The organism is Shewanella sp. OMA3-2 (genome assembly GCF_021513195.1).
In the GTDB taxonomy this organism is placed as follows: domain Bacteria; phylum Pseudomonadota; class Gammaproteobacteria; order Enterobacterales; family Shewanellaceae; genus Shewanella.
Genome location: NZ_CP090974.1, coordinates 3780721 through 3800773, shown reverse-complemented (window position 1 = coordinate 3800773; position 20053 = coordinate 3780721). Strand labels below are relative to the sequence as shown.

Here is a 20053-nt window from a genome sequence, read left to right as displayed (position 1 = left end):
AGTATTGAACATGGTTTTAGACATCAGGTTGATAAACTCAAATTGAGTGAGAAAGAATATGAATCAAGCAGAAAATAACACAACTCGCATGGCCGCTGAAATTTTAGAGCATGGCGTAAAACAGTATTTAGCCCTTCAGCAAAACAAAGGTCTTTTGCGCTTTTTAACCTGTGGCAGTGTTGATGATGGCAAAAGTACTCTTATTGGACGCTTATTGCACGACAGCGCGCAAATTTATGAAGACCAATTAGCTACTTTAAAAAATGATAGCGCTAAAATGGGCACTACAGGTGAGGCCATTGACCTAGCATTACTGGTTGATGGTTTACAGGCTGAGCGTGAGCAAGGTATTACCATTGATGTGGCTTACCGTTATTTCTCTAGTGAAAAACGTAAGTTCATTATTTCTGATACCCCAGGGCACGAGCAATACACCCGCAATATGGCAACGGGTGCTTCAACCTGTGACTTAGCCGTTATTTTGGTTGATGCCCGCTACGGTGTACAAACTCAAACTAAGCGTCATGCGTTTATTGCATCATTATTGGGTATTCGTCACTTTGTTGTGGCAGTCAATAAGATGGATTTAGTGGGGTTTGATCAAACTGTTTTCAATAATATTCAAGCTGACTTTGCTCAGTTTGTCAGTGATTTTGGTGATTTAGACATTCATTATGTCCCCTTGTCCGCATTAAATGGCGACAACGTTGTTAATCGCAGTAGCCAATGTGATTGGTACCAAGGCGGCACATTGTTAGCGCTACTGGAAACCATTGACACCCAACGTGAGTTGAGTGAGCTACCGGCGCGTTTCCCTGTGCAGTATGTACTGCGCCCTAACCTTGATTTTCGTGGTTTTTCAGGAACCTTATCGTCAGGCATTTTAAAAGTGGGTGACGAGATTGTCGCATTGCCGTCTAACAAGCGCAGCAAAATAGAACGTATTGTGACTTTTGATGGTGACTTGGTTGAAGCGGTTGCAGGACAAGCAGTCACTATCACTCTAGAAGATGAGATTGATATTTCTCGCGGTGACTTATTGGCTAAACCAGACAGTGCACCAAGCTTAGCTAATCATATTGTTGCCGACCTTGTGTGGATGGATGAAAAGCCATTACAGATTGGTCAACTGTACGATGTAAAAGTCGCTGGTAAGAAAACCCAAGCGGTAGTCAGTGAAATTGAATACGTGGTTGACGTTAATACCCTAGAGCGCAGCGCGGCAACGTCTTTAAGCTTAAACACGATTGCGCGAGTAAAGTTAGATTTAACCGAAACCGTAGTATTAGATGCCTACAGTTTGGTGCGTGATACCGGCGGAATGATCTTAATCGATCGCCTATCAAATGCCACTGTTGCAGCCGTGATGGTGGTTGATGGTTATCAAGGCGAAAAGCAAGCTAATAGTGAGTTTAGCGCGTTTGAACTTGAGTTTAATACCTTGGTACGCAAACATTTTCCACACTGGAATGCTCGCGACATCAGTTTGATTGGAAAATAATTGATGAATGAAATGTGGTTGTTAGCGATCATATTGTTAGCAATGGTAGGCGGCCTAATAGCTGGGGCTGCCAAACCTGCCACAATGTTTTTTATGGCGCTATTAAGCGCCTACTTATTAGGCTTGGTTGAACTTAACCAAGCACTAATGAGTTTTACAAATAATGGTTTGATTGTATTAGTGCTGTTGGTGCTAGCCGCTACAGCACTCGAAAAGACCTGGTTAATCGGCAAGTTAAGCCAGGTTATTGGCAATGGTAGTTTATTTAGTACCTTAGCTAAAATGGGTGTTTCTACCGCATTACTGTCTTCATTTACCAATAACACTGCTGTAGTAGCGTCGTTAATCGGTGTAGTAAGACGTAATCAAGCCCATGCGCCATCGAAATTATTACTGCCATTAAACTATGCCGCCATTTTAGGCGGTACATTAACTCTAATTGGTACCTCAACCAACTTGATCGTTAACTCGTTTGTTGAAAATGCTGGGCTTGAGCCCCTTGGTTTTTTTGAGTTCAGCCAAGTAGGTATTTTAGTGGTGATAACCGGTTTAGCGGTATTGATGCTGTTAGCCAATACCTTGCCTGATCGCCGTGAAGAAAATCTTGATGAGGCATTACCTTATTTACTTGAAGCCCATGTGGCTAAGCACTCTAAACTGGTAGGGCATAGCGTGGTCGATAATCGTCTACGTGCACTGAAAAAGCTTTACCTAGTTGAACTCGAACGCAGTGGTATTCGTATTTGTCCCGTACCACCTAATATGGTGATCCAAGCGGGTGATATGTTGCGCTTTAGTGGTGCTGTTGAGTCAGTTGAGCTACTGCATCAATTTGATGGACTTGAATGGTTTGGTAAGCAACATGCTAAAGGTCAAAATTTGGTTGAGGCTGTTTTAGGCCCTTCATCTAAATTAGTTGGTACCACACTAAAGGATGCGCGTTTTCGTGAAATTTATGATTCGGCTGTGATGGCAATTCGCCGAGGCCATGCTCCCCTTAAAGGTGGCTTAGGCGACATCGTGCTTCAGCCCGGGGATGTGTTATTGATTACCCCTGGGGACCGATTTTCCAATAGTCCTAATTTAAGTACCGACTTTGCAGCGATTAGCGGTTTAGATCTCAATGTTCGATTAGATGATAAGCGCAGTAACTGGGTGATTTTAGGCTTTGTGTTGACTATCTTAGCCAGCGTAACTGAACTGCTGCCTTTAGCAAAGGGATTGGTGGTTTTATTACTGAGCTACTTTGCTATTGGTGCAGTGAGTTTGTCTGAATTAAAACGTCGCTTCCCACTTGAATTAGTCATTATTGTAGGCAGTGCTTTATCCTTGGCCACGTTAATGATTGATACTGGCTTAGCTAAAAATTTAGCTGATGGTGTTATCAGTATATTTAATGGTTATGGGGTGTTTGCAGCATTTGTTGGGGTGTTTTTTATCACCCTTATTGTGACTGAATTGATCACCAATAATGCCGCCGCAGCGTTAGCGTTTCCGGTAGCCTATGCAGTCGCAACCAGTTATGGCGTTGACCCTCGTCCGTTTATTATGGCAGTGGTGTTTGGTGCCAGTGCCAGCTTTATTTCACCTTACGGTTATCAAACCAATTTGATGGTGTATAACGCAGGTAATTATAAGTTATCTGACTTTGTGCGAGTAGGATTGCCTTTGTCTGTGGTGTATTCACTGACCGTTATTTTTGCCGTGCCCTATTTTTTCCCATTCTAATGAATGAGTCATTTTTAGTATTGAATTTTAGTTTTTATATGCCGTTTGAACGTATGGTGTAAAAGGAGTTGTTATGACTGATATTGTTTGGCATCAGCATGAAATAGATCAAGCCGCCCGTGGGCGTCAAAAAAATCAAAATCCAGTATTATTATGGTTTACTGGCTTATCGGGTTCAGGCAAGTCGACCTTAGCGGGCGCATTAGAACATGCACTTTTTAACGCAGGTTTTCATACTTACTTGCTTGATGGCGATAATGTACGCCATGGTTTATGTAAAGACTTAGGTTTTAGCCTTGATGATCGCGATGAAAACTTGCGCCGCGTCGGTGAAGTGGCCAAGCTAATGGTTGATGCCGGTTTAGTCGTGCTGTCGGCATTTATTTCCCCAACCCGTGCTGAGCGTGAGCGGGTACGGGATTTATTTCCTGAAGGCAAATTCATTGAAGTGCATGTTTCAACACCATTGAGTGTGTGCGAATCACGCGATCCTAAAGGTTTATATGCTAAAGCACGTAAAGGTGAAATAGCTAACTTTACAGGTATATCATCACCTTATGAGAATCCTGAATCAGCAGAACTGACCATAGACACCAGCAAAGGTGATTTGGCCACTCAAGTACAAGCCCTGGTTGATTACTTAAGTGCGCTGCAAGTTGTTGACGGTGAAAAAATGATGGCAGGTTTAGGGATTTAATCGTAACAGATTGGATCTAATCACAGTCGATGTGGTTTATCACATCGACTGTGGTGCAGATTACAATGTTTTAAGTAAGCTGATTGCCGCGGGTAAAGAGGTTAATCCGTATTCACTTAAGATGTTTTTAATCCGTTCAATAAACTTGGGTTTATACTGGCGCACCACATGATAAACCTGAAAGCATTTGACAATATTCTCTTCCAGTCATTGCAGCAACTGTAGGCCCTATACAACTAAATCAATCCACATATTTAGGCTTAATAGTCAGGTTTCCCATGTAAATCATTTGGGTAGATTACCTCAAAATGTAATGACTTGTTTATGCTTAAATACTGTATTAAATCAATACCTGCTTTAATACTCTTTGCCAATTGCCACCCATGATGCGATCGCGATCAGATGATTTAAAACGGGCTTTTTTCAGTGCGTCATCAATTAGGCTCATGCGATCGATATTGTTCAATTCGGGGATCACTACATGTTTTGGTTCTACATCAAAACCTAATACATTTTTAGCTTGTAAGCTGTGCCACCAATCTAAGTACTCTTTTACCCCTTCGGCATTGTTATTATTGAGCTTGAGTAAGTTTTCCTGGCCCCGCAACGGGTAGTCGTTCGCTATGGCAACACTGTCTACTCCGGCAATTCTGACCACATGATCAATTTGTTTAATGTAGTCGCTAATTGTTGGGGTAGGTTTATTGGTTAGCCAAAAGCTCATCATAAAAATACCGAATACGCCGCCGGTGTCGGCAATGGCGCGAATAACCTCATCGGGTGAACAACGGGCATGATTAACCATGCTTCTTGCCGCGCCATGACTTTGCACTATTGGGCTGTTACTGGCTTTAGCGGTATCAAGTGCCGTTTTTGCGCTGGAATGGCTAACATCGATTAACATATGGCGATGGTTTATGGCCTCAACTAACTCATGGCCTGCTGGCGTTAAAGGTAAGTTTAACCCTATTTTGCCATTGTTATCTAATGCGCCACCTGCAAAACGGTTACCGTAATGATGGGTGAGCTGTAAAACCCGTAAACCCTGCTGTTTAAATTCTTCTAGTTGCTGCCAATCGGTATCGCTGCTGTCAGTTTCAACACAATCAGCACCTTGAATTTGGAAAAATACAGCGGTACGATTGGTGTCATATGCTCTGGTAACATCAAGGCCTATTTGCCCTTGTAAGTAGACTTCTGGGTTAGCATCTACTACTGCTTTGGCTGCTTTAATGCTTTTTATACATGCATTATAACTGCGTTTATAATTGGTGGTGCCATCAGCCTGTTTGATGGCTTCTATATCAGAAATATCGGCAATAAAGGCACTCAACTTAGAGGCTTTTACATCGTTAATATCCTTAGGTAAAAAAGATAAACCGTCGATATATAAAGGGTGTGATCGTGCTGCCCAGGCTTGCTGGCTCAGAAATGGACTACATAACGCTGCTGCGCCAAGGCCTTTAAGTAATTTACGGCGGGTGAGCAAGTCATGTGGCATTAATGATTTATCCTTTTAGTAGGTCTCAGTTGCGTAGTGTTTAATGGCTTGTGCTAGTGCGTGCAAACCATTGGTACGCGAGGGGCTTAACTGTCCGTTTAACCCTAAGTTATCGAAGTAAGCACTGACATCAAATTGCGCTATTTGGCTGCGGGTTTGCCCTTGGGTGGCCACAAGTAATAATCCAATAAGCCCTTTGACTATACGCGCATCACTGTCGGCTAGGTAAAAATGTTGGCCATTAATGTGACGGTGATATAGCCATGCCTGGCTTTCACAACCTTTTACTTGGGCGACCTCAAGACGATATTCATCTGCTAAGCTTGGCAGCTTTTTACCTAATAGCATAATTTGACGGTATTTTTCTTGCCAATTACTGGCTTGCTGTATCAACTTGGCGCCGGTTAACAAGTCATCAGATACAGGCAAGAACAAGGTTGAAGCTGGTATGGTGTTGTGAGTCATGTTTGACCTTACAATAGAATCGATTTTACTTCAGTCAGTGCGCTAATAAGGCGATCAACATCTTGTTGATTGCTGTACACCCCTATTGAGGCTCTACAACAGCCTTTAATCTGTAAGCTTTGCATTAACGGCATAGCACAATGATGGCCGCCACGGATAGCCACGCCTTGCTGATCTAATAAAATGCCGACATCTTGATGGTGCTCATTAGCCAGATTAAACGCCACAGCGCCAATATTGGGGGTGTTAGTCGTTACACCATATACGTTAATATCGCCCAATTGGCTTAACTGTTGCTGAAGATATTGAATTAAATATTGTTCGTGTTGACGGATCTGTATTTTAGGTAAATTAGATAAAAAAGCTGATCGCCGCGCCTAAGCCGATCACCTCTGCTATTGCTGGCGTCCCCGCCTCTAATCTATTTGGTAACTCGCCATAGCTTGTACCAGCAAAGCTGACCGTTTTGATCATTTCACCGCCAGTTAGCATAGGGGTAAGTATTTCAAGGGCGTTAAGTTTGCCATATAAAATGCCAACCCCAGTAGGTCCATACATTTTATGGCCTGAAAATACATAGTAATCACAACCCATTGATTCTACATCAACCTCTAAGTGCGCCACGGCTTGCGCACCATCAATTAAGGTTATCGCGCCGACTTTATTGGCGCTAGCCACCATGTCGGCAACCGGATTTTGAATCCCTAGTGCATTGGTGACATGGGATAAAGCCACTAATTTTGGCTGCTGAGCTAATAAACTATTGTAAGCGGTAAGATCAACTTGACCGTTATTATCTAACGGGATCGCGATAACCTTGGCACCAGTTCGTTGCGCTAAAGCCTGCCAGGGCACAATATTGGCATGGTGCGCGGCGCCCTCAACTAAAATGACATCACCAGGTTTAAACTGCTCGGTTAGCCCGTGGGCGACCATATTAATTGATTCAGTAGTACCGTGGGTAAAGATGATTTGTTGACTGGTGACCGCATGAATAAAGTGCTGCACTTGTATACGCACGTTTTCATATTGTTGCGTGGCTCTGGCGGCTAACTGATGCGCTGCACGGTGTACATTGGCATTATTTTGCACATAGTAGTCATTCATCGCATCAAGCACACATTGCGGTTTTTGGCTGGTTGCGGCGGTATCTAAATAGCAAAGCGAATGTTCACCTAGCTGCTGATCTAGGATCGGAAATTGGCTGCGTATGGCTTGGTGATCAAATTGGCTGTCGGTCATTCACTTAACACTCATTAAAAAGGCATCAAGATCTTCAATGATATTGATGCCTATTGCAAGGTTAACCTGATTTTAAACCTATACCTAAGCCATGCTTACGGGCAAGGGAAGCGGTACAGTGTGGTTAATTCATATAATCGACTATGGAGCTCATCAGACAAGATGATTTTATGGCTGTCGATATTCTCTTTGAGTTGATGCAGGTTAGTGGCACCTATGATGTTGGACGCAACAAACTGGCGAGAATTAACAAAGGCCAATGCCATTTGCGCCGGACTTAAGCCAAACTCACGGGCTAAGTCGACATAAGCCTGGGTGGCCTGTAACGCCATTGGCGTGCTGTTATAACGGGCAAAACGTTTGTGTATTGTTAGTCTAGCGCCTGCTGGCCATTGGTCATTTTCATACTTACCGGTTAACGCGCCAAACGCTAACGGGGAGTATGGCAATAAGGGCACATTTTCACGTAAGCTTATTTCGGACATGCCAATTTCAAAGCTGCGATTGAGTAGGTTATACGGGTTTTGAATACTCACAATACGAGGTAAATCGTGTTTTTCGGCTAAACGCAGATACTGTGTAAAACCCCAAGGGGTTTCATTCGAAATGCCGATATAGCGCACTTTACCTTGTTTTACCACTTCAGCTAAGGCTTCAAGGGTATCTAGAATAGGCGTGTAATGCTCATCTTCATCATGGGTATAAATCATGTCACCAAAGAAGTTGGTATTTCGGTCAGGCCAGTGGACTTGATATAAATCTATGGTGTCGATTTGTAAACGTGACAAAGAGTCATCAACTGCCTGATGAATGTTACGCCAATCTAATGCCATGTTTGGCCGAATATAGCCACTTTTCATCCCAGGTGCGGCTACTTTGGTGGCAATGACTAATTCATCACGATTACCTTGGGCCTTTAAATAGCGGCCTAGTATTCGTTCGGTTTCACCTTGTGTTTCTGCTGTTGGCGGCACGGGATACATTTCTGCAGTATCAATAAAATTGATCCCTTGCCCAATGGCATAATCTAATTGCTCGAATGCTTCAGACTGATTATTCTGTTCACCCCATGTCATGGTACCTAAACAGATATTGCTTACTTCTAGGCTTGAATGCCCAAGACGTCGATATTCCATATCATCCTCCTGATGGAAACCTTATGCTTCAAAACTATCAAGCTTTGAGCAGATTGCAAAGGTTATTGAATCATCAGTAAATATATTGCTTAAAAAGTCAGCGATAACTTGATTAAACTAAGCCTATGACCTTAAAGGTTTCTCAACATAGCAATTTCACAGGCATCATGGCCGGTTTCACCAAGGTGTTTACAAGTCTCAAATCCGAGTTTTTGATATAACGCCAGCGCTTCAACTAATACCGCAGTGGTTTCTAAATAGACCTGCTTAAAGCCTTGTTCTTTAGCAAATTCGAACGCTAAATTAGATATTTCCTTGGCTAATCCTTTACCGCGAACCTGCGGTAAAAAGTACATTTTCTGTAATTCGCAAATATCACTGTAACCGGTTAATGGGGCAATACCGGCACCACCGATTATCAAACCATCTAACTCGATAACCCAATACTGGCTGCGGGCAGTACTATAAACTTGGCTTAAGGTATCTAAAGTTTTGTCAGCAACACTGAAGCCTTTATCGGGTGTTAGACCATATTCAGCGGATACTTGACGGATAACCTCTGCAATAGCGGCATCATCATGGGCGGTTAACCGGCGGATATTAGGGACTGAAATAGACATAGTAAGTTACTCGGAAAAAAATTCAGGGTTAATAATTGGTGCCATCGCTAAAATAATCGCCTGGGTATAAATGCTACCTCGAGTGGCTAGCCCTTGGGTTAATAAACCAATCGCACCGCCTTTTTGCTTCACATTATGGGTATTAAACAGTCTGTCCATTACATGGCCTAATTCTTCACCGGCTTGTAAGGCGTTAAACACTTTTTGCGGTAAAGGCAATAAGGCACTACGGCCAATGCTAAGTTGATCCTGATGAATTATTGCCATATAAGCAAAGGTAGCGGCACCATGGTCAAACTTATCTACACCACCTTCCATTGCAATATAAAAATCCGCAGGCTGATTTGTTTCAATAGCATGTTGCTGACAATATTTAGCGCGATTAATAGCACCAATCTTAGTTTCCAATTCTGTCATGGGTTGCTCTGCCACTAATGATGGCGCATGCATACCTTGGCAATTAATATCTGCGTGTGGGTAGTATTGGCTTATCGCGTCTTTAGCGGCGGCAATTTTAACTGGATTGTTTGAACCGACAAGAATAGTAAGGTGTTGTTGAGTCATATGATGCATTTTACTTATTGTATTTACATAGAGATAACCGCCATGATAGCAGAAGTTGATACTTGAACATAAATGAGTGAAAAATCATAATTTGTGGTGTTTTTCACTTAAGTTTTTTTAATTATAAATTAAGTTAGTTTATATAAAACAGCTTGTTACTATTGTGGTACGCGAATTGCTGATCAATTGCTAATCATGACTTAATAGCAGTAAATAGTCTGTGTTAACTTTTAATACCCATTACATCTTACACAGAGTGATCAAATTATATTGACGGTTTCAACTGTCTGAAGCCAATAAAATAAAAACAAGGAAGAATAAAATGGCCACAATGAAAACTAAAGTCGTGCTAGTACCATTTCAATTTAGTTATGATCGATTGAGCTACCATTCCAATGGTAGCTCATCGGTCTTTATTAATACTTTCAAAGAACGACTTTCTCTCGGAGTTCGGCTGATCAATTTGTCTGTTTCTAACTTCAAAATTGTCTGATGAACTGTTGGGGCTGAAACACCAAAGTACTTCTGGATATCAGCCTGAGCTGGCGGATACCCATTCACTTTGCTGTAATAATAAATGAAAGCAAGGTATTGGCCTTGCTTCACACTAAATGCGGAATTAATTTTTTTCTCTGTGGGGATCGACATTTTTAAGGCTTTGTGATCAATTATCGTCTTTGATAGATGAGAGTATCATGCCATGAATATCACTTACCTTGTAGAGTTGACCCAAGAAGAACTGCACACCTTAAAGACTTTATTAAGCAAGGGCCTACACAATGCTCGCTTGTTAAAACGAGCCAACATACTGTTGCTTGCAAACCAACATCAACACAGTGATAAAGATATCAGCCAGTTACTCAATACCAGTACCTCTACTATTTACCGAACCAAAAAACGCTTCGTAGAAGAAGGACTGAAGGTCGCACTCGCCGAAGGAAAACGAACAGGGCAACCCAAATTACTCTCAGCTAATGATGATGCAACATTAGTTAGCATTGCTTGTAGCGAGCCACCAGATGGCCGCGCTCGCTGGACATTATCACTCATCGCAGACAGATTAATTACGCTGACAGAGCTTGAAAGCGTATCGCTGGAAACCGTCCGTCAACGGCTTAAAAACAATGAATTAAAACCATGGCAAAAGAAGATGTGGTGTATTGGCGAGTTAGATAGCGACTTCATTGCGCAGATGGAAGAGGTACTTGATATTTATGCAATGCCTGCGGATGAAAAACATCCTGTGGTTAATTTTGATGAAGCAATGAAACAACTGGTGTCACATGTGAAACCGCCCAAATTAGCTTCGCCAGGACACTTAGCTAAAGAAGATTACGAGTACCGGCGTGAAGATGTGGCCAATATCTATCTGATGTACGATAGGCATAGAGGCTGGCGACATGCTAAAGCAACAGCAACCAAGAAACGAGAAGACTTTGCAGCGTGTATGCGGGATTTGGTTGATGTTCATTATCCTGATGCCGATAAAATCCACTTGGTTTTAGACAACTACACAACGCACTCCCCAGGCTCTTTATACAAAGCTTATCCAGCAGCAGAAGCTCGGCGTATCTTGAAGAAAATTGAATTTCACTACACCCCAAAACATGCCAGTTGGTTAAATATGGTAGAAATTGAGATAGGCGTGATGAACAGACAATGTTTGGATAGACGAATTGGCACGTGGAATGATCTGCGGCTTTCTCTTAAGGCTTGGGAAACAACCAGGAATAACGAGAAGGCTAGTATTAATTGGATGTTTGATGTAGATAACGCCCGGTCGAAACTCAACCGAGCTTATAAGTTTTTAAACAGTCAGAATTAAATGGAATTAGTACTAGTAGGCGCTGCTGCGGCATTGTTAATTATGTATACCGACGTGTTTGATGTGTCTTACAGCATCGCCAGCGACTTTGACCAAAGGCAACAAGTACTTATGCTAGACAGCACTGATATTCAAAAGTTAGTTGCACAAACTGGCGCGGGTAAGTTAGTGATTAAAGGCGATGAAAACGTCAAAAATATAAAGCTAATAGCAGATATTTTTGCCGATGATGATGCCGATATCACTTTACAGCTAGTCAAAGAGGGTGACCAAGCTACGTTGGTGGCTAAAGTTGAGCCAAGCTCAAGCTGGATTAATGTTGACTCACCTTATATCGATGTCACCTTGACCTTGCCTCAACATCTACTGATGGATATTACTGACGGTTCTGGCCTTATCGATATTCATGGAATGAATGCCGATATTAGCTTAAAAGATGGCTCTGGCAGTATCACGATTGATGGCGGTGAAAACCTTGTTATTGAAGATGGTTCAGGTGCTATTGATGTGCAAAATGTGTCAGGTAATTTAACCATTAAAGACGGTTCAGGTGGCATAACTATTAATCATGTGGCGGGTAACTTAAGCATTAAAGACGGCTCAGGCGCCATAGATGTAACCGATATTAAAGGTAGCCTTGATGTGAATGACGGCTCAGGTAGCATGGTCATTAAGCATGTAGCAGGATTAGTTAGCATTAATGACGGTTCAGGCAGTATCGATGTTGAATATGCTAAAGGGCTAACTATTCACACTGCGGGTTCTGGTGATGTAAAATATCAACATATTGATGAGCCAGTAAACTTATAAAGCTAGTACCACGTTCGCTATCTAATTTCATCGGTAGCGATCATTAAGCTATTGGCAATGCCAGGCACTAATCTATAAGCCAAAACAAAGCCATAAGCCAAAACAAAGCCATAAGCCAAAACAAAGCCATAAGCAATAGACGACATAAGCCTTACATGGCATGATCGACTTATTGTTTTTCAACATATCAAGGCCACACATGGCAAAGAAATTTTACGTCGTTTGGCAAGGCCATACACCGGTATTTATACCACTTGGGATGAAGCAAAGCGCCAGGTGGACAAGTTTCCTGGAGCTAAATATAAATCATTCCCCAGCGAATCAGAGGCTAAAGCAGCTTTTGCCCAGTCAGCCAATAAAGCCATTTTTTCGGCTAAAAATAGCTCTCCTAGCATGAGCTCTGCAAACATTAGCTCGGCTAAATCGGCAACGACAAAAACAAAAACTCAATCAAGTTCAACTGCTGAGCATCAACCTGCAGCATTAAGTGAGTTTGATATCGTACTTTATACCGATGGCGGCTGCGATCCTAACCCAGGTAAAGCAGGTTCTGGTGTGGCGGTATACCGCAAAGGTAAACTGACTGACTTGTGGTATGGCTTATTTAACCCTAATGGCACTAACAATACCGCTGAATTAAATGCACTGCATGAAGCCATCAAAATGGCCGCCAGCGCTCTGGCTGACAATTTAACCGTGCGTATTTACAGTGACTCACAATACTCAATCAATTGCATCAGTAATTGGGCTTATGGTTGGAAAGCTAAAGGCTGGACCCGTAAAGGCGGCGAGATTGCTAATTTGGCACTAATTAAACAAGCACATGCACTTTATGATGCGCTAAAAGATAGATTAGAGTTAGTCCATGTTGCAGCGCATATTGGTATTGAAGGGAATGAGCTTGCCGACAGAATGTCTATTTATGCGGTTGATCAGCAACAAAAGGATTTTGTTCAATATCCCGAGCCTATTAACCTTACGGCGATAATGGCGATGCGAGCAGGGTAGCTTTTAGATACTGTTTCTAGTCAATTTTTAGTACTGTTTGAGGTAATTTACTGCAGGTGCAGTCACCCGCAGTAAATTGACCCAATATTAATTTTGATCAGCGCAGACTTCACTTGTTGTTCATATAGGTACAGTATTGACCTTACCACTCGGTACTGTATTTTCGCTTGTACCGCTGAAATTCAGGTTATAAAGTGATAGTTATTTCCAATAAAATATGCCAAGATTCAAGTCGCATATCCGAAAAAGTATAATAGTCACCAAATGGATTGGTTTTTGTTAAGTCGAAACGATTATTACTATCTTCAATTGTTGTAAATTTAAAATGGTATTGCCCGTCCATATCGACGAAATCTACAACAGCATAAGCTAAAGTGCCATCAGAATAGGTAAAGACTATTGATGGTGGTTTGACCGTTATTGAAGTGCTTATTTTGCTTGAAATTCCTTCAGCCCATTTAGTGAGTTTTTCTTTGTAAAGCGCTGATTTTTGTAAGCTATTATTGAAATAATCAACTGAAAGACCTTGGGCATAACTATTGCCAATTAACTCAAAAGCTGAGGTCGTTATATTATTTGGGATTTCGATGGCGCTTTGGTTGAAAAAATCTTTAGTCTCATTATACGCTAAGGCATAATGGGTAAAGTCAGTTAAATCTTGTTTATCAACACTTTGACTGATCGTTTTGTAATGATAAACATTCTGGCAAACCGGTGATTTGTCTGTTGTTATATCTGACTGGTTGTTTTGTTCACATTCAAAAGATTTCGTTTTAGTGACTAGATATTTCTCATACAAAATATGATTTAAGTTAATGACATGCATGACAACCGTCGTATTTAATCTTGCGTTCGTTTTAGCAAAATTAACCAGCTGAGACTGAGTTGTGCAAGTATTGCACTCAAGATACATTTCTGGTGAAGCAATCGTTGAAACCGAGAACGTCATTCCCCCTAGAAGTATTAATAATTTTTTCATGTTTAACAAACTGATTATCCTTAACAATACGATAGTAAACAAGTTTGTTTACTTGACCTTCATGGTCAGTTTTTATTTGTTTTAACGTTTATTAAACAGCTTACTAGCCGAGGTTTTGTAAGCTGTTTTTGTTGTGATTGCACTAATGGTGATTTAAGTTACTTAGCTTTTTCTTCGTACATCAAATAATGGCTTTGCTCCATTCCTAACGCTTCATAGGTTTTTTGCGCCGGTTTGTTTTCTTGTTCTACATATAAACGGAAACTAGCAGCATCGCCTTTTTCTGCCGCCATATCTTTTATAGCTTGATATAGTTTTGCATAAATACCCTGACGACGATTTTCTGGGCGAATATACACACTTTGGATCCAGTAATACTGACACGCGCGCCAGTCGCTCCACTCAAATGTGACCATTAATGAGCCGACAATCACATCATTTATTTCAGCCACTAAATAAAAACCGCGTTCAGGGTTATTGAGTAATCCGCTTACCCCACGGGTAAGGGTAGCATTGTCTAACTGTAGATTTTCAGTTTCCATTGCCATGGCTTGGTTGAAATTAACCAGTGCGTTCAGGTCTGCTAATTGGCCTTTTCTTATTTTCATTTTGTTCTCTCAATTTGCGAATGGTTTTGATTAATTGACTTAAATCAATATAGGCGGATATCGGCATCCTACTATAAATGGCCTAGCAACTCATAGTAGTACCACCCCAATAGGCTTTACAAACTAGCGGCTAAGGAAGCTATATCAAATTTCTGCAGGGAAACATCACTAACGCGTTAAATTACTAAATAATCTAATTTAAATCAAAGCCTAACCCAAGTTCGTTTAATCAAATACGCGGTAAAATCCATGGTGTTAAAACCAGCATTTAAACTTGCATGAGTTTGTCATATCTCATTAGGTAATGATCTAAACCCTGCATTCAAACGCGCAACGCTGATTTACCTTGAATTGAGTAAACACTTATTTACTACACTCCACTAATGGATAATTGAAATTACCCCGCCAATCCAGTAATGTGACGCCACGATAGATAGTAGTCTATGTCACAAATTGTATAAATAGATGGAGATGATTATGAAAGTTGCCGTACTTGGTGCTGCTGGTGGTATTGGCCAGGCCTTAGCTTTATTGTTAAAAACTCAACTGCCTGCTGGCTCAAAGTTGTCTCTATATGACATCGCTCCTGTTACTCCTGGTGTTGCGGTTGACTTAAGTCACATCCCAACAGATGTAGAAGTAAAAGGTTTTGCTGGTCAAGACCCAACTGATGCATTAGTTGATGCTGATGTAGTATTAATGTCTGCTGGTGTTGCGCGTAAGCCTGGTATGGATCGTTCAGATCTATTCAACATCAACGCGGGTATCGTGCGTAACCTAATGGAAAAAGTGGCGGTAACTTGTCCTAAAGCATTAGTGGGTATTATTACTAACCCAGTTAACACTACGGTAGCGATTGCTGCTGAAGTATTAAAAAATGCCGGTGTTTATGACAAAAACCGTTTATTCGGTATTACTACACTTGACGTTATCCGTAGCGAAACTTTCATTGCTGAGCTTAAAGGCTTAAACGTTGCTGATGTTAAAGTTAACGTTATCGGCGGCCACAGTGGCGTGACTATTCTGCCACTACTTTCTCAGGTTGAAGGCGTGACTTTCACTGATGAAGAAGTAGCAGCAATGACTACTCGTATTCAAAACGCAGGTACTGAAGTTGTTGAAGCTAAAGCTGGTGGCGGTAGCGCAACATTATCAATGGGCCAAGCAGCATGTCGCTTTGGTTTATCATTAGTACGTGGTCTTCAAGGTGAAGCTAACATCGTTGAATGTGCCTATGTTGATGGTGGCAGCGAACACGCTGAGTTCTTCGCTCAACCTATTCTTCTTGGTAAAAACGGCGTAGAAAAAGTGCTTCCTTACGGTGACGTAAGTGCATTTGAAGCTAACGCACGTGATTCAATGTTAGATACATTAAAAGCTGACATTAAACTAGGTGTTGAATTCGTTAAGTAATTCAACTCTCTAATAAAAAACGCGAAGCAATGCTTCGCGTTTTTTTATGGCTGTAATTTGTAGCACTGCCACTTATATCACCGCCGCTAAAGCGACGCACAATTACCAATGATTAAAGCGAATGCCATTAGCAATGATCAAAGTAAATAGCATATACAGCTAGAAAGTGCCTCTACCACTGAATATCATTACCTGCCCAATCAATAAAACTCGCTTGCCCGTCTACCGCTATATTCGACTGTATATTGTAAAGCTGCACCGCCACAAATTCAGGGGTAAATAATTTCTCTGCGGCAACATTCTGCTGAAAAGGTTTTGATAGGGCAGTGTCTGTGGTGCCCGGATGAAAAGCCATTAGTTTTACATGCTTGAGCCGCCTAGCAAACTCAACCGCAGTGGTTTTTATCAACATGTTTAATGCTGCTTTACTGGTTCGATAGCTATACCAGCCGCCTAGGCGATTGTCACTGATACTGCCGACTCTGGCGCTTAAAATACTGATCACTACAGGATTTCGCTGCTTTGATAGAAGCTTTACCAAACCTTGCAGCCAAAGCATAGGCGTGATGGTATTCATCTGCATCAAGGCGAGCAAATTGGCTTCATTGATATCCTCTATCTTTTTTTCAGGTTGTATTGCCCCTTGATGCAATACGCCATTACAAATAAGTATTCGACTGACGGTGCCGTGACTTGCTGCAATGTGAGGGATGATCTGCTGTTCTACCAGTTGCTCAATATTCTGTTGCGAATTATTACATTGGTAATGTTGCCATGATAACTGCTGTTGATTTTGAAGCACTAGAGGATGCATCTCGGCACTGTGTTGGTATTCATCTCGGCTAATGGTTATTAAATGAATGGACCGCTTGTCGTCATCGATGTATTTGTCGTTTTGCTGATGATTGTTGCTACCCGCATCGATTTTATGTTGCTTAATACATTGAACAGCAAAGGCCTGGCCAATAGCCGAATTAGCGCCAATAATAATCACAACTTCAGCCGCACTAATAGAGTTATTTCGGTTCGCGTCACTGTCCATTGATTGCATCCACCATGTTAAATTGAAGGTTTCATAAGCCTTTGAGGTTAATTGTCATTACTGTTTACTTAAAATCGATTACTTGAAATTGTTTTTCGGTAAGCCACATTGACCATTATTGCATCGTTGTTTGCCGGTTAGCAGATATGAGATTTTATAGCGATTTTTGGCAAGTATCAGATAAGCTTTATCAGCAACAGGTTTAATCAAAGGCTTTCTAAGCCATTGAATCCAGGTTTTTTTACCGGTAATCCCCCATGCTTTTGCCGTAACGTCTAACCCCAGCAGCATTTGTCCGTCTTTGGTTAATCCGTGAAGCATGATGTTAGCTTTTTCGATATCAATTTGTGGGAAGCGTTCGTTTAAGTCAGCACTGTATAAGTCTTCTAGATGAATTTCATCATACTTATCATGCCGTTTCAGTTGGCGCATTTCATTGGCACACAGTGGACATGTACTGTCATAAAATATGGTCAATTCCATCATATTTCCCTCTTATTATTACACTGAAGCCTAGACTATGAAGCAAGCCATACAAGTGCCCTTATCTTATACCCATTCTGGGTGCTAACTATTGGCGCAATTAGGCTAGTTTAAATCAGTATCGAATGAAAAATTATACGATTAAATCGCCTGATTAGATCCTAATTGTTTTAAATTGACTTAATGTCTCACTTAGTTAAATGTTAATATTCATTAATATTTGTTTTGAAGGATCAAGCACAATGAATGCTCGTCAGATCTTCTGTTCGTTTTCCACCTCGATCATGCTGTTAAGCATGATGTTTGTCCCGCCGACCACTGCTATTGCTAGCGATAGCAATGACATCACACTGGATGCAAATACTCAGTCGTTTGCTCGCCCTGTTAAAGTCATACAGCTTGATATTGGCAAAGGTTTTCGGGAGCGGTTATTACCTGGTGAAGTGCGCGCGGCAGATAAAGCGTCGTTGTCGTTTAGGGTGGCAGGACAAATAGCCGATATTTTTGTTCGCCCTGGCGATCATGTTAAAGCGGGTGACTTACTGGCTAAGTTAGACAGTGATTTATATCAACAGCAACATGAAGTGGCTAAAGCGCAATATGAGCTAGCCAAAGTGTTGTTTGAACGCGCCAGCAGTTTAGTCGAGCAAGGTGTGGTGTCTCGTAATGATTTTGACCAATCAAAAAGTGATTTTACCATTGCCAGAGCCGCACTGGATAAAGCTGAAACTGATCTTGCTTATACTCAACTAAAAGCGCCTTATGACGGCATGATTTCAAAGCGTGATCGCAAACAGTTTGAGTTTGTACAAGCACAAGAATCGATTATGGGCATTCGTACCGAATCATTTATCGACATTAGCTTTCAATTACCTGAACAGTTTATTGGTGCAATTCAGGCTAATAGAGTTAATGAAGGTCAGGTCGAAAACATTGATGTGAAATTTGACAGCCGCGATGCCTGGTATAAAGCCAGACTGAAAGAGCTCAGTACCGTTGCTGATCCCAGTACTGGCAGTTATACCATTATTTTAACCTTGAAAATGCCTACTGAATTAAATGTATTACCCGGCATGGTTGCATCGGTTAGGGTTAAATTACCTTACCGCGGCGCAAGTAGTAACCCGCTAATTACCGCAGGCGCTAGAGTTGATGAAAATGGCCAGACTTATGTGTTTCGCTGGTTACCAGAACAGCAAAAAGTACAAAAAGTGGCGGTGAGATTAAATGATAATCGACTTGAATCAGGGTTAGATGACGGTGACTGGTTAGTGGTAGCTGGTGCCAGTGAGTTAACCGACGGTGAAAACACAGTGCGCTGGGTTAAGGAAAGAGGGCTGTAATATGAAGATTAACAACACCACTAATATTGTTATCAGCGTTCTAACTTCATTTGTCTTTATGACCGGTTGCAGTAAACCGCTTGAAATGGAACACAAACCGACTTTAGTTGATGTATACACCTTACCCAGCATTGAAAATCAGGTGATGCGGGAATTTAATGGCGTGTCACGGGCGCAAGATTTGACTAAATTATCATTTCGAGTTGAAGGGCGTATCGCGCGGTTACCTGTGGTTAAAGGTCAGCCTATTAAACAAGGTGATTTACTGGCCGTACTTGAAAAGCGTGATTATGAAATAGTGCTCAATGATCGTCAAGCTCGTATGGAGGTCACTTTTAAACAAGCCCAGCGTGGTAAGCAATTAGTTAATCAAAAGCTGATGGCACAATCTGAATATGACCAAATGAACGCGCAATATTTAGTGGCAAAAGCACAGGCAAAACAAGCTGAGCTTAGTCTGCAATATACTGAATTACGTGCGCCTTTTGATGGCATGATTAGCGATGTTTTTCTCCAGTCATTTGAAAACGTTCAACCTGGTATATCGGTGTTAAGCGTGCAAAGAACCGAACAAATTGAAGTCGATGTGCAAATTCCCGATATGTTGATTGCGGTTTCCCGACGTGCGACAGATGAAAGTGCCTTTGAAGTCAGTTTTGAAGCATTTGATGGGGTAGTATTTGAGGGGCGATTACTTGAAATTAATACTGAAAAAGATCCCACTACATCAACCTATATTGCCACTATCGCGGTAGATTTAGATGAGCAATATAAGGTATTGGAAGGGATGCCAGCCAAAGTGAAAGTCAATTTAAGCAATATGACCTACACCTATAGCCGCCAATTTTTATTGCCCATTAAAGCGGTGGTCATGAAAGACGGTGACCAACTCGCCCATCAGGAAAGCGGCGTGTGGGTTTACCAGGCTAACACTAAAACCGTGCAGTATCAGCCAGTCAAACTGGGGGTTATTGTGGGTGACAATATTGAAGTGGTCAGTGGACTTAAAGACGGTCAGACTATTATTACCACAGGAGCTTCACGCATGATTGAAGGCCAACAAGTTCAATTAATTCAAGGGTAATTAC

The 20053-nt window shown here is 41.6% G+C and carries 20 protein-coding genes and 1 pseudogene; 9 read left to right on the top strand and 12 right to left on the bottom strand.

Annotation, left to right across the window (positions count from 1 at the left end):
- The first annotated feature begins 58 nt into the window (after window positions 1-58).
- The 3 genes from cysN to cysC all read left to right on the top strand — a co-directional run bounded on the left by cysN (window position 59) and on the right by cysC (window position 3926).
- Window positions 59-1501, top strand: coding sequence for a sulfate adenylyltransferase subunit CysN (gene cysN, locus L0B17_RS16750; RefSeq protein WP_235086383.1), 1443 nt, complete (start codon window positions 59-61; stop codon window positions 1499-1501).
- Between the two features lie 3 nt (window positions 1502-1504).
- Window positions 1505-3229, top strand: coding sequence for an SLC13 family permease (locus L0B17_RS16745; protein WP_235086381.1), 1725 nt, complete (start codon window positions 1505-1507; stop codon window positions 3227-3229).
- 73 nt (window positions 3230-3302) lie between these two features.
- On the top strand, window positions 3303-3926 hold the full coding sequence (cysC, locus tag L0B17_RS16740; protein WP_235086379.1) for an adenylyl-sulfate kinase: 624 nt from the start codon (window positions 3303-3305) through the stop codon (window positions 3924-3926).
- Between the two features lie 340 nt (window positions 3927-4266).
- On the opposite strand, the gene L0B17_RS16735 is transcribed toward cysC, so the two are convergent.
- The 7 genes and pseudogenes from L0B17_RS16735 to L0B17_RS16705 all read right to left on the bottom strand — a co-directional run bounded on the left by L0B17_RS16735 (window position 4267) and on the right by L0B17_RS16705 (window position 10102).
- Window positions 4267-5427, bottom strand: coding sequence for a membrane dipeptidase (locus L0B17_RS16735; RefSeq protein WP_235086377.1), 1161 nt, complete (start codon window positions 5425-5427; stop codon window positions 4267-4269).
- Between the two features lie 15 nt (window positions 5428-5442).
- The gene (locus tag L0B17_RS16730) at window positions 5443-5892 is read right to left on the bottom strand and encodes a SufE family protein (protein ID WP_235086376.1); all 450 of its coding nucleotides are present in this window, start codon (window positions 5890-5892) and stop codon (window positions 5443-5445) included.
- An 8-nt stretch (window positions 5893-5900) separates the two neighbouring features.
- A pseudogene (locus tag L0B17_RS16725) lies at window positions 5901-7134 on the bottom strand (SufS family cysteine desulfurase).
- Window positions 7135-7229: 95 nt separating this feature from the next.
- Window positions 7230-8270 carry an NADP(H)-dependent aldo-keto reductase gene (locus L0B17_RS16720; protein ID WP_235086374.1) on the bottom strand — a complete coding sequence of 347 codons (1041 nt, stop codon included), beginning with the start codon at window positions 8268-8270 and terminating at the stop codon, window positions 7230-7232.
- Window positions 8271-8401: 131 nt separating this feature from the next.
- Window positions 8402-8890 (bottom strand): GNAT family N-acetyltransferase, encoded by a 489-nt coding sequence (locus L0B17_RS16715; RefSeq protein WP_336246479.1) that lies wholly within the window; start codon window positions 8888-8890, stop codon window positions 8402-8404.
- Between the two features lie 6 nt (window positions 8891-8896).
- Window positions 8897-9454: an inosine/xanthosine triphosphatase gene (yjjX, locus tag L0B17_RS16710; protein WP_235086372.1), complete on the bottom strand. Its 558-nt coding sequence runs from the start codon at window positions 9452-9454 to the stop codon at window positions 8897-8899.
- 384 nt (window positions 9455-9838) lie between these two features.
- Window positions 9839-10102, bottom strand: coding sequence for a LexA family protein (locus L0B17_RS16705; RefSeq protein WP_223418192.1), 264 nt, complete (start codon window positions 10100-10102; stop codon window positions 9839-9841).
- A gap of 52 nt (window positions 10103-10154) precedes the next feature.
- Here L0B17_RS16705 and L0B17_RS16700 point away from each other — a divergent pair, with 52 nt between their 5' ends.
- Both L0B17_RS16700 and L0B17_RS16695 read left to right on the top strand, forming a co-directional pair.
- The gene (locus L0B17_RS16700) at window positions 10155-11279 is read left to right on the top strand and encodes an IS630 family transposase (RefSeq protein WP_223418185.1); all 1125 of its coding nucleotides are present in this window, start codon (window positions 10155-10157) and stop codon (window positions 11277-11279) included.
- Window positions 11280-12089 (top strand): DUF4097 domain-containing protein, encoded by an 810-nt coding sequence (locus tag L0B17_RS16695; protein ID WP_235086370.1) that lies wholly within the window; start codon window positions 11280-11282, stop codon window positions 12087-12089.
- Window positions 12090-12106: 17 nt separating this feature from the next.
- Here the strand turns inward: L0B17_RS16695 and L0B17_RS18135 are convergent, their stop codons facing one another.
- On the bottom strand, window positions 12107-12235 hold the full coding sequence (locus tag L0B17_RS18135; protein WP_268834002.1) for a hypothetical protein: 129 nt from the start codon (window positions 12233-12235) through the stop codon (window positions 12107-12109).
- A gap of 76 nt (window positions 12236-12311) precedes the next feature.
- Between L0B17_RS18135 and L0B17_RS16690 the strand changes: the two genes are divergently transcribed.
- Window positions 12312-13097 carry a ribonuclease H family protein gene (locus L0B17_RS16690; RefSeq protein WP_336246478.1) on the top strand — a complete coding sequence of 262 codons (786 nt, stop codon included), beginning with the start codon at window positions 12312-12314 and terminating at the stop codon, window positions 13095-13097.
- Window positions 13098-13284: 187 nt separating this feature from the next.
- Here L0B17_RS16690 and L0B17_RS16685 read toward each other — a convergent pair whose 3' ends face one another.
- On the bottom strand, window positions 13285-14085 hold the full coding sequence (locus L0B17_RS16685) for a hypothetical protein (RefSeq protein WP_235086369.1): 801 nt from the start codon (window positions 14083-14085) through the stop codon (window positions 13285-13287).
- Window positions 14086-14234: 149 nt separating this feature from the next.
- Window positions 14235-14684: a GNAT family N-acetyltransferase gene (locus L0B17_RS16680; protein WP_235086367.1), complete on the bottom strand. Its 450-nt coding sequence runs from the start codon at window positions 14682-14684 to the stop codon at window positions 14235-14237.
- A gap of 477 nt (window positions 14685-15161) precedes the next feature.
- Here L0B17_RS16680 and mdh point away from each other — a divergent pair, with 477 nt between their 5' ends.
- Entirely contained in the window at window positions 15162-16097 is a 936-nt protein-coding gene (gene mdh / locus L0B17_RS16675; RefSeq protein ID WP_235086366.1) for a malate dehydrogenase, read from the top strand.
- A 172-nt stretch (window positions 16098-16269) separates the two neighbouring features.
- On the opposite strand, the gene L0B17_RS16670 is transcribed toward mdh, so the two are convergent.
- Together L0B17_RS16670 and L0B17_RS16665 are read right to left on the bottom strand one after the other, a co-directional pair.
- A complete protein-coding gene (locus tag L0B17_RS16670; protein WP_235086364.1) occupies window positions 16270-17139 on the bottom strand; it encodes an SDR family NAD(P)-dependent oxidoreductase in 870 nt (289 codons plus the stop codon).
- A 78-nt stretch (window positions 17140-17217) separates the two neighbouring features.
- Window positions 17218-17622 carry a thiol-disulfide oxidoreductase DCC family protein gene (locus tag L0B17_RS16665; protein ID WP_235089901.1) on the bottom strand — a complete coding sequence of 135 codons (405 nt, stop codon included), beginning with the start codon at window positions 17620-17622 and terminating at the stop codon, window positions 17218-17220.
- Between the two features lie 242 nt (window positions 17623-17864).
- Here L0B17_RS16665 and L0B17_RS16660 point away from each other — a divergent pair, with 242 nt between their 5' ends.
- Together L0B17_RS16660 and L0B17_RS16655 are read left to right on the top strand one after the other, a co-directional pair.
- Entirely contained in the window at window positions 17865-18965 is a 1101-nt protein-coding gene (locus tag L0B17_RS16660) for an efflux RND transporter periplasmic adaptor subunit (RefSeq protein ID WP_235086363.1), read from the top strand.
- 1 nt (window position 18966) lies between these two features.
- Window positions 18967-20049 carry an efflux RND transporter periplasmic adaptor subunit gene (locus L0B17_RS16655; RefSeq protein WP_235086361.1) on the top strand — a complete coding sequence of 361 codons (1083 nt, stop codon included), beginning with the start codon at window positions 18967-18969 and terminating at the stop codon, window positions 20047-20049.
- Window positions 20050-20053: the final 4 nt, after the last annotated feature.

Bases quoted from the DNA above. Each gene is read 5' to 3' on its own strand.
- L0B17_RS16730 (WP_235086376.1), bottom strand. From the start codon at position 5,892: ATGACTCACAACACCATACCAGCTTCAACCTTGTTCTTGCCTGTATCT.
- mdh (WP_235086366.1), top strand. From the start codon at position 15,162: ATGAAAGTTGCCGTACTTGGTGCTGCTGGTGGTATTGGCCAGGCCTTA.
- L0B17_RS16655 (WP_235086361.1), top strand. From the start codon at position 18,967: ATGAAGATTAACAACACCACTAATATTGTTATCAGCGTTCTAACTTCA.
- cysN (WP_235086383.1), top strand. From the start codon at position 59: ATGAATCAAGCAGAAAATAACACAACTCGCATGGCCGCTGAAATTTTA.
- L0B17_RS16700 (WP_223418185.1), top strand. From the start codon at position 10,155: ATGAATATCACTTACCTTGTAGAGTTGACCCAAGAAGAACTGCACACC.
- L0B17_RS16695 (WP_235086370.1), top strand. From the start codon at position 11,280: ATGGAATTAGTACTAGTAGGCGCTGCTGCGGCATTGTTAATTATGTAT.
- L0B17_RS16665 (WP_235089901.1), bottom strand. From the start codon at position 17,622: ATGGAATTGACCATATTTTATGACAGTACATGTCCACTGTGTGCCAAT.
- L0B17_RS16660 (WP_235086363.1), top strand. From the start codon at position 17,865: ATGAATGCTCGTCAGATCTTCTGTTCGTTTTCCACCTCGATCATGCTG.
- L0B17_RS16720 (WP_235086374.1), bottom strand. From the start codon at position 8,270: ATGGAATATCGACGTCTTGGGCATTCAAGCCTAGAAGTAAGCAATATC.
- L0B17_RS16745 (WP_235086381.1), top strand. From the start codon at position 1,505: ATGAATGAAATGTGGTTGTTAGCGATCATATTGTTAGCAATGGTAGGC.
- L0B17_RS18135 (WP_268834002.1), bottom strand. From the start codon at position 12,235: ATGTCGTCTATTGCTTATGGCTTTGTTTTGGCTTATGGCTTTGTTTTG.
- L0B17_RS16735 (WP_235086377.1), bottom strand. From the start codon at position 5,427: ATGCCACATGACTTGCTCACCCGCCGTAAATTACTTAAAGGCCTTGGC.
- yjjX (WP_235086372.1), bottom strand. From the start codon at position 9,454: ATGACTCAACAACACCTTACTATTCTTGTCGGTTCAAACAATCCAGTT.
- L0B17_RS16680 (WP_235086367.1), bottom strand. From the start codon at position 14,684: ATGAAAATAAGAAAAGGCCAATTAGCAGACCTGAACGCACTGGTTAAT.
- L0B17_RS16670 (WP_235086364.1), bottom strand. From the start codon at position 17,139: ATGGACAGTGACGCGAACCGAAATAACTCTATTAGTGCGGCTGAAGTT.
- cysC (WP_235086379.1), top strand. From the start codon at position 3,303: ATGACTGATATTGTTTGGCATCAGCATGAAATAGATCAAGCCGCCCGT.
- L0B17_RS16715 (WP_336246479.1), bottom strand. From the start codon at position 8,890: ATGTCTATTTCAGTCCCTAATATCCGCCGGTTAACCGCCCATGATGAT.
- L0B17_RS16705 (WP_223418192.1), bottom strand. From the start codon at position 10,102: ATGTCGATCCCCACAGAGAAAAAAATTAATTCCGCATTTAGTGTGAAG.